Here is an 8,281-nt window from a genome sequence, read left to right as displayed (position 1 = left end):
GCATCCGCGCCGAGGTCGGCATGGTGTTCCAGCATTTCAACCTGTTCCCGCACCTGAGCGTGCTGGAGAACTGCACGCTCGCGCCGATGATGGTGAGGAAGGTGCCCCGGCGCGAGGCCGAGGCGCGCGCGATGCGCTACCTGGAGCGCGTGAAGATTCCGCAGCACGCGGCCAAGTATCCGGGCCAGTTGTCCGGCGGGCAAAAGCAGCGCGTGGCGATCGCGCGCAGCCTGTGCATGGAACCGCGGATCATGCTGTTCGACGAGCCCACGTCGGCGCTCGACCCGGAGATGGTCAAGGAAGTGCTGGACACCATGATCTCGCTGGCCGACGACGGCATGACCATGATCTGCGTCACGCACGAGATGGGTTTCGCGCGGCAGGTCGGCGACCGCGTGATCTTCATGGACAAGGGGCGCGTGGTCGAATCGGCGGCGCCGGAGGACTTCTTCCGCGCGCCCGCCACGGCGCGCGCGCGCGAATTCCTCGGCCAGATCCTGCACGGCTAGCAGTCCGCCGGCGGCGTATCCATTAACATGCGGAGTTTTCCTTGTCAGCCAAGCCTGCCATGACAGACCCAAACAGCCCGGACGAGTCGCCCGAGGCATCGCGCCTGTTCGTCACCTCGCTCGCCCGCGGCCTGAACGTGCTGACCGCCTTCTGGGAAGGCAAGCCGTCGATGAACCTGGCGGAGCTGGCCGACGCCACCGGCATGACCAAGAGCGCGATCCAGCGCTTCACGCACACGCTGCTGGCGGTCGGCTACCTCAAGAAGGACCCGCTCACCAAGGAATACGCGCTGGCGCCGCGCACGCTCGAAGTGGGGCTGCGCTACCTGCAGACCAGCGCGCTGCTGAACTCGGCCACGCCGTATCTCCACGCGCTGGTGCGCACCTGCGAGGAAACCACCACGCTGTCCGAGCGCGACGGCCTGCACATGACGTACATCTCGCGCTTTCCCACGCACAAGGAGATGTTCGTCAACATGCCGCTCGGCATGCGCATCCCCATGTACTGCACCGCCGGCGGGCGCGCCATCATGTCGCACCTGGACCCGAAGGAAGTGACCGAGATCCTCGAGCAGAGCGAGCGGGTGGCCTACACGCCCACCACGCTGACGCGCATCGCCGAGATCCGCAGCGCGGTCGCGCAGGCGCGCGAGGACGGCTTCGCCTCGACCAACGGCGAGTACTACACCGGCGACATCACGGTCAGCGCGGCCATCCTCGGGCCGAGCGGGCAGCCGCTCGGCGCGGTGAACGTGTCGGCGCCGGGGAGCCGCTGGTCGTTCGAGGAAGCGTGCGCCGGGCTGGGGCCGCAGGTGGTCGCCGCCGCGCGCGCGATCGGCTCCAGCAGCGCGGTCCGGCAGTTGCGCCGCCGCGGCAAAGCCGGCGGCGCGTAGGCGGCGGGGCGCTTTACCCCAGCGCCGCCAGCGGATGGGCAGCGGGTGGCCACGGGCTGTCGAAGAAGGACTGCACCGTGGCCTCGCCGACCGCCTCCGGCGCCTGCACGCGCCAGCGCGGCGCGTTGTCCTTGTCCACGATCAGCGCGCGCACGCCCTCGATGAAATCGCCCTGCGTGAACGCGCGCGAGACCACGCCGAGCTCCATGCGGAAGCAGCTTGCCAGGTCGAGCTCCCGGCCGCGCAGCAGCAGCGCGCGCGTGACCGCCGTCATCAGCGGCGAGCGCTTGCGCAGGATGCCGAGCGTGTCGGCGGCCCACTGCGCGTAGCGCGGATCGGTTTCCGCCGCCAGCGAGGCGAACAGGCCGGCCACGCCGGCGTCGGCATGGAAGTGCCTGTGCACGGCGGGCAGCACCGGCTGCAACGGCGCCTGCCCGGCCGTGGCTGCCGCGGTGTCGGCGGGCGGCTGCAAGGCCGCGCGCAGATCGGCCAGCGGGTCGCCGCTCCAGCGGACGGCGGCCAGGGTCTGGTCCAGGTCGTCCAGGCGCGCGGCCGGCACGGCAATATCGGCCAGTCCGCACAGCAGCGCGTCGGCCGCGCCCAGCGTCACGCCGGTCAGCCCCACGTAGAGCGACAGCGCCAGCGGCAGCCGGCCGAGGAAGAAGCTCGCCCCCACGTCCGGCACCAGGCCGATGCCGGTCTCGGGCATGGCCACGCGCGCGCGCTCCGTGACCACGCGCAGGCGCGCGGCCTGCGCCAGGCCCATGCCGCCGCCCATCACGATGCCGTCCATCAGCGCCACCACCGGCTTGGGATAGCGGTGCAGGCGGTAGTCCAGCCGGTATTCGTCGACGAAGAACTGGCGGTGCAGCGGCGTGCCGGCGTGGAAACTGTCGTACAGCGCGCGGATGTCGCCGCCGGCGCAGAAGGCCTTGCCGCCGGCGCCGCGCAGCAGCACCGCGCGGATGTCCGGCTGCGTGGCCCAGGCCGCCAGCCGCGCGTCGAGCGCGCCGATCATGGGGTAGGACAGGGCGTTGAGCTGGCGCGGGCGGTCCAGCGTGGCCACGCCCACGCCGTTGATCTCTTCGAAGCGCACTTCGGCCGCCGCTTGCGCGGCGCTGCCGGCGTCGTCCGGGTTCAGGCGCATGGCGTGTTCCTCAGGCATTGCGCCATTGCGGCGCGCGTTTTTGCAGGAAGGCGTTGACGCCCTCGCGCTGGTCCTCGCCGTCGAACAGGTCGACGAAGCGCTCGCGCTCCAGCGCCAGCGCGGGGCCGCGCGGCACGCCCTGGCGCGCCAGGTGGACCAGCTGCTTGCTGTAGGCGGCCGCGCGCGGGCTGACGTTGCAGGCGCGCCCGGCCAGTCTGAGCGCCGCGTCGAGCGCCTGCCCGGCGGGCACCACTTCCTCGACCAGGCCGATGCGCAGCGCGGTGGCGGCATCGACGCGCTCGCCGGTGAGGATCATGCGCTTGGCCCAGCCTTCGCCGACCAGCCACGGCAGCGTCTGCGTGCCGCAGCCGCACGGCAGCAGGCCCACGCCGGCTTCGGGCAGCGCCATCTGCGCCTGCTCCTCGACGATGCGCACGTCGCACGCCAGCGCGCATTCCAGCCCGCCGCCCATCGCATAGCCGTTGATGGCGGCGATCACCAGCGCGCGCGCGTTCTGCAGCGCCCCGAAGGCGGCGCCGAAGCGCTGCGCCATCATCCGTGCATGGGCGCGGTCGCCCTCGGCGAAGCCGTTGAGGTCGGCGCCGGCGCTGAAGAACTTGCCGCCGTCGCCGGTGATGACGATGGCGCGCACGCGCGCGTCGGCATCGAGCGCGCCGACCAGCGCGCGCAGCTGTTCCAGCCCCTCGGCGGTGAAGGCGTTGGCGGGCGGGCGCTTGAGGGTGAGGCGGGCGACGTGCCCGTCGATGACGTGCTCGATCATGCCGCGCGCTCCGTGTCCAGGTAGCGGCGGATCACGCCGGAGAAGTCGAGCTGGCCGTCGCCGGCCTGGCTCATGGCCTGGTAGACCTGCTGCGCCAGCGCGCCGAGGAACAGCGGCTGGCGCACGCCGCGCGCCGCGTCGGCGGCCAGGCCGAGGTCCTTGAGCATCAGGTCCGCGCCGAAGCCGCCGGTATAACCGCGCGAGGCCGGCGCGGTCTCGATCACGCCCGGGTACGGATTGCAGGTATCGGCCGCCCAGCAGCGCCCGGTGGAGGTGTTGACGATGCCCGCCAGCACGTTGGCGTCGATGCCCAGCCGCACGCCCAGCGCCATCGCCTCCGACACGCCGATCATCGAGATGCCGAGGATCAGGTTGTTGCAGATCTTGGCGACCTGCCCGGTGCCGGTGTCGCCGCAGCTCACCACGTTGCGGCCCATGCCGGCCAGCACCGGCCGGATGCGCTCGAACAGGTCGGGCGGCGCGCCCACCATGAAGGTCAGCGTGCCGGCCTGCGCGCCGCCGGTGCCGCCCGAGACCGGCGCGTCGGCCATCGGGTTGCCGCGCTTGCCGGCTTCCACCGCCAGCGCCCGGATGGTGGCCGGGTCGATGGTGCTCGAATCCACCAGCGGCACGCCCGGCCGCACGCCGGCCAGCACGCCGTCCTGGTCCAGGTAGGCCGCGCGCACGTGGGCCGCGGCGGGCAGCATGGTGATGACGAAGTCCGCCGTGGCGGCAGCCTCGCGCGCCGATTGCGCCACCGTTGCGCCGTCGGCCCGCAGCGAGGCGAGCGCGGCGGGGTTGAGGTCGAACACGGTCAGGCCGTGGCCCGCCTTGAGCAGGTTGCGGGCCATCGGCGCGCCCATGTTGCCGAGGCCGATGAAGGCGATATGCATGTGTGCTCCTTGGTGGTGGCGCCGTTCAGCGCAGGCTGATGGTGGTATTCACCCCGTCGTTTACCGTCGCGTCGTCGAACCAGCGCGCCGTGACGGTCTTGGTCTGGGTGTAGAACTGCACCACCTGCTTGCCGTAGGGGCCGAGGTCGCCGAGCTTGGAGCCGCGCGAGCCGGTGAAGCTGAAATAAGGCACCGGCACCGGAATCGGGATGTTGATGCCGACCTGGCCCACGTCGATCTCGCTCTGGAACTTGCGCGCCGCGGCGCCGCTCTGCGTGAACACGCCGGTGCCGTTGCCGAACGGGTTGCGGTTGACCAGCGCGATGGCTTCATCGAGCGTGTCCACGCCGATCACCACCAGCACCGGGCCGAAGATTTCCTGCGTGTAAATCGACATCTCCGTGGTCACGTCGGCGAACACGGTCGGGCCGACGAAGTTGCCGTCGGGATAGCCCGGCACCTGTACGCCGCGCCCGTCCAGCAGCAGGGTGGCGCCTTCGCGCACGCCGGCGTCGATCAGGCCGGTCACGCGCTGCTTCGCCGCCACCGAGACCACCGGGCAGACGTCGGTGCCGGGCTCGTGGCCGGCGCCGACCTTGAGCGTGGCGGCCTTGGCCACCAGTTCGGGCAGCCAGTCGCGCGCCGCGCCGACCAGCACCGCCACCGAGGTCGCCATGCAGCGCTGCCCGGCCGCGCCGAAGGCGGCGCCGGCCAGCGCGTTGAGGGTATGCTCGCGGTGCGCGTCGGGCAGCACCACGGCGTGGTTCTTGGCGCCCATCATCGACTGCACGCGCTTGCCGTGCGCGCCGGCCAGCTCGTACACGTGGGTGCCGACCGCGGTGGAGCCGACGAACGAGACCGCCTTGACGTCCGGGTGCGTGCACAGGGCGTCGACCACCTCGCGCGCGCCGTGCACCAGGTTCAGCACGCCCGCCGGCACGCCGGCTTCCAGCGCCAGCTTGACCAGCTCCACGGTGGACAGCGGGTCCTGCTCGGACGGCTTGAGCACGAAGGTGTTGCCGCACACGATGGCCATCGGGAACATCCACAGCGGGATCATGGCCGGGAAGTTGAACGGCGTGATGCCGGCGCATACGCCGATGGGCTGCTGCAGCGTGTAGGTGTCGACCGTGGCGGCCACGTTCTCGGCGAAGCCGCCTTGCTGCAGCGTGCCGATCGAGCAGGCGTGCTCCACCACTTCGAGGCCGCGGAAGATGTCGCCCTCGGCGTCGGCCAGGGTCTTGCCCTGCTCGGCGGTGAGGATGGCGGCGATGCGCTTGCTGTGCTCGCGGATCAGCGCCTGGTAGCGCAGCATGATGCGCAGGCGCGCGCCCAGCGGCGTGTGGCGCCAGGTGGCGAAGGCGCGCTGCGCGGCGCCGACCGCGGCATCGACCTCGGCCGGCGTGGCCAGCGGCACGCGCGCCAGCACTGCCTGCGTGGCCGGGTTGACCACGGTGCGGAACTCGGTGGCGGCGGACTCCACCCACTCGCCGTTGATCAGCAGCTTGACGACGGGCGCTGCGGCGGCCGTGTTTGCGGATTGGGCACTCATCTTGTCTCCGTCGGTTCTGGTTTCTGGTTTCTGAATGCGGGATGCGGGATGCGGGATGCGGGTACTGCGCGGCTCAAAGGCTGCGCGCGATCAGCATGCGCTGGATCTCGCTGGTGCCTTCGTAGATCTGGGTGATGCGCGCGTCGCGGTAGTGGCGCTCGACCGGGTAGTCTTCCAGGTAGCCGTAGCCGCCGTGGATCTGCAGCGCCTTGGAGCACACGCGCTCGGCCAGCTCGGACGCATAGAGCTTGGCCTGCGAGGCCTCGGACAGGCACGGCAGGCCGGCGGTGCGCATGCGCGCGGCGCGGTGCACCAGCAGGCGCGCGGCGTTGAGCTCGGTGGCCATGTCGGCCAGCATGTTGGCGATGGGCGGATGCTCGCGCAGCGCGCGGCCGAACTGCACGCGCTCGGCGGCGTAGCGGCAGGCCGCCTCGAAGGCCGAGCGCGCGATGCCGAGCGCCTGCGCGGCGATGCCGATGCGCCCGCCCTCCAGGTTGGACAGCGCGATGCGCAGGCCCTCGCCGGGCTCGCCGAGCAGGGCATCGCGCGGCACGCGGCAGTCTTCCAGCGTGATGGCGCAGGTGTCGGAGGCGCGGATGCCGAGCTTGCGCTCGGGCGCGTGCACGATGAAGCCGGGCGTGTCGGTGGGCACCACGAAGGCCGACAGCCCGCGCTTGCCCTGCGCCGGCTCGGTGACGGCGAACACGATGGCCACGCCGGCGCGCTGGCCGTTGGTGACGAACTGCTTGCTGCCGTCGAGCACCCAGCCGTCCTCGGTTTCGCGCGCGCGGGTGCGCAGGTTGTGCGCCTCGGAGCCGGCCTGCGGCTCGGTCAGGCAGAACGCGCCGATGATCTCGCCGGCGGCCAGCGCGGGCAGGTAGCGCGTCTTCTGCGCCTCGCTGCCGTAGTGCAGGATCGGCCCGCAGCCGACCGAGTTGTGCACGCTCATCAGCGTGGCGCAGGCCGCGCAGCCCGCGGCGATCTCCTCGATGGCCAGCGCGTAGGCCACGTAGTCGGTATAGGTGCCGCCCCATTCCTCCGGCACGATCATGCCGAGCAGGCCGAGCGCGCCCATCTCCGCCACCACCTCGGGCGGCAGGTGGCCGGCGCGGTCCCAGGCCGCCGCGCGCGGCGCGAGGCGCTCGCTGGCGAAGGCGCGCGCGGTGTCGCGGATCATGGCTTGCTGTTCGGTGAATTCGTGTTGCATGGGCGGATCGCGGTGAGGATGGCGTGGCGCCGGCGGCGGGGAGGGGTGTGCCGGCAAGGGGCGTTGGCAGCAGTGTAGGAAGACGCCCGGGGCGGCGGTATGCCAGAATCCGCCAGATTTGCTGAACTCGTTTGCCAGTCTCCTGGCCCGTCCACGCCCGTCATGCCAATGGAAAAACACAGCGTCGCCATCTGCTTCGTCCACCACGCCATCGGCGGGCTGCGCGCGCGCGGCATCGCGCCGGAGCCGGTGCTGCAGGCCGCCGGCATCGCGCCGGCGCTGCTGTCAGTGCCGCAGGCGCGCGTGTCGGCGGCCAGCTACAGCGTCCTGTGGATGGAGGTGGCGGCCGCGCTCGACGATGAATTCTTCGGCCAGGATTCGCGCCGCATGAAGCGCGGCAGCTTCGCCATGCTGTGCCACGCGGTGGCGGGCAGCAAGACGCTGGCGCAGGGGCTGGAGCGGGTGGCGCGCTATTTCGGGCTGCTGCTCGACGACATCGGCGTGCGCCTGGTGCGCGAGGGCGAGGCGGCCGGCGCCGCGCTGGCCGCGCCGCGGGACGGGCATGAGCGTGAGCACGAACGCGGGCACGAGCGCGGGCAGGAACGCGCGGCGCTGGTGCTGACGGCGCCCTCGGGCTGCGCGCCGGGCGTGTTCGCGCAGGAGACCATGCTCATCATGCTGCATGGCCTGATGAGCTGGCTGCTGCGCCGCCGCGTGCCGGTGCTGCTGGCCGCGTTCAGCTATGCCGAGCCGCCCTACGCGGCCGAGTACCGCCGCATGTACTCGCGCCACCTCGCGTTCGGCCAGCCCGCCACGGCACTGGTATTCGACGCGCGCTGGCTGGCGCAGCCGGTGCACCAGGACGAGCGCAGCCTCAAGGCCTTCCTGCGCGAGGCGCCGCACAACGTGGTGGTCAAGTACAGTGACCGCGCCAGCGTCATGGCGCGCGTGCGGCGCCAGCTGCGGGCCCAGCCGCCGGAGCGCTGGCCGACCTTCGAGCAGCTCGCGCAGGGGCTGCACATGTCGGCGTCGTCGCTGCGGCGGCGGCTGATGGAGGAGGGCGGCACCTACCAGCAGATCAAGGACGAGATGCGGCGCGACCTCGCCATCGAGGCGCTCAGCCATTCCAGCCGCTCGCTGGCGGAGATCGCGGCCGGGCTCGGCTTTGCCGAGCCGGGCGCGTTCCACCGCGCGTTCCGGCGCTGGACCGGGCTGCGCCCCGGCGCTTACCGCGCCACCAGCGCCACCAGCGCCACCAGCCACGCCGGCGCGCGCGCGTAGCCGCGCGCATGCCGGCGG

General features: G+C 72.0%; 8 protein-coding genes. 3 read left to right on the top strand and 5 right to left on the bottom strand.

The window, feature by feature from the left end; translation table 11 throughout:
• Together K206_RS0124105 and K206_RS0124100 are read left to right on the top strand one after the other, a co-directional pair.
• A partial coding sequence (locus K206_RS0124105; protein ID WP_020204956.1) for an amino acid ABC transporter ATP-binding protein occupies positions 1-509 on the top strand: 509 nt, incomplete at its 5' end.
• A 59-nt stretch (positions 510-568) separates the two neighbouring features.
• Positions 569-1,402 carry an IclR family transcriptional regulator gene (locus tag K206_RS0124100; RefSeq protein ID WP_020204955.1) on the top strand — a complete coding sequence of 278 codons (834 nt, stop codon included), beginning with the start codon at positions 569-571 and terminating at the stop codon, positions 1,400-1,402.
• A gap of 13 nt (positions 1,403-1,415) precedes the next feature.
• On the opposite strand, the gene K206_RS0124095 is transcribed toward K206_RS0124100, so the two are convergent.
• The 5 genes from K206_RS0124095 to K206_RS0124075 form a co-directional block, all read right to left on the bottom strand.
• Complete coding sequence (locus tag K206_RS0124095) at positions 1,416-2,549, bottom strand: enoyl-CoA hydratase/isomerase family protein (protein ID WP_020204954.1); 1,134 nt, start codon at positions 2,547-2,549, stop codon at positions 1,416-1,418.
• Positions 2,550-2,559: 10 nt separating this feature from the next.
• Positions 2,560-3,330 (bottom strand): enoyl-CoA hydratase, encoded by a 771-nt coding sequence (locus tag K206_RS0124090; protein ID WP_020204953.1) that lies wholly within the window; start codon positions 3,328-3,330, stop codon positions 2,560-2,562.
• Complete coding sequence (gene mmsB / locus K206_RS0124085) at positions 3,327-4,223, bottom strand: 3-hydroxyisobutyrate dehydrogenase (RefSeq protein ID WP_020204952.1); 897 nt, start codon at positions 4,221-4,223, stop codon at positions 3,327-3,329. Before mmsB ends, K206_RS0124090 begins: the two co-directional genes overlap by 4 nt.
• A 25-nt stretch (positions 4,224-4,248) precedes the next feature.
• A complete protein-coding gene (locus K206_RS0124080; protein WP_020204951.1) occupies positions 4,249-5,775 on the bottom strand; it encodes a CoA-acylating methylmalonate-semialdehyde dehydrogenase in 1,527 nt (508 codons plus the stop codon).
• A gap of 73 nt (positions 5,776-5,848) precedes the next feature.
• Positions 5,849-6,982, bottom strand: coding sequence for an acyl-CoA dehydrogenase family protein (locus tag K206_RS0124075; RefSeq protein WP_020204950.1), 1,134 nt, complete (start codon positions 6,980-6,982; stop codon positions 5,849-5,851).
• Positions 6,983-7,150: 168 nt separating this feature from the next.
• Between K206_RS0124075 and K206_RS0124070 the strand changes: the two genes are divergently transcribed.
• Positions 7,151-8,263 (top strand): AraC family transcriptional regulator, encoded by a 1,113-nt coding sequence (locus K206_RS0124070; protein WP_020204949.1) that lies wholly within the window; start codon positions 7,151-7,153, stop codon positions 8,261-8,263.
• Positions 8,264-8,281: the final 18 nt, after the last annotated feature.

Origin of the sequence: Cupriavidus sp. WS, from assembly GCF_000395345.1 — a bacterium.
Lineage (GTDB): Bacteria > Pseudomonadota > Gammaproteobacteria > Burkholderiales > Burkholderiaceae > Cupriavidus > Cupriavidus basilensis_B.
The sequence above is the reverse complement of the archived record's forward strand: the minus strand, read 5'-3'. Positions and strand labels throughout refer to the sequence as shown.

Excerpts from the sequence above, each read along its gene's own strand:
- K206_RS0124075 (WP_020204950.1), bottom strand. The coding sequence starts at position 6,982 with ATGCAACACGAATTCACCGAACAGCAAGCCATGATCCGCGACACCGCG.
- K206_RS0124100 (WP_020204955.1), top strand. The coding sequence starts at position 569 with ATGACAGACCCAAACAGCCCGGACGAGTCGCCCGAGGCATCGCGCCTG.
- K206_RS0124080 (WP_020204951.1), bottom strand. The coding sequence starts at position 5,775 with ATGAGTGCCCAATCCGCAAACACGGCCGCCGCAGCGCCCGTCGTCAAG.
- K206_RS0124090 (WP_020204953.1), bottom strand. The coding sequence starts at position 3,330 with ATGATCGAGCACGTCATCGACGGGCACGTCGCCCGCCTCACCCTCAAG.
- mmsB (WP_020204952.1), bottom strand. The coding sequence starts at position 4,223 with ATGCATATCGCCTTCATCGGCCTCGGCAACATGGGCGCGCCGATGGCC.
- K206_RS0124070 (WP_020204949.1), top strand. The coding sequence starts at position 7,151 with ATGGAAAAACACAGCGTCGCCATCTGCTTCGTCCACCACGCCATCGGC.
- K206_RS0124095 (WP_020204954.1), bottom strand. The coding sequence starts at position 2,549 with ATGCGCCTGAACCCGGACGACGCCGGCAGCGCCGCGCAAGCGGCGGCC.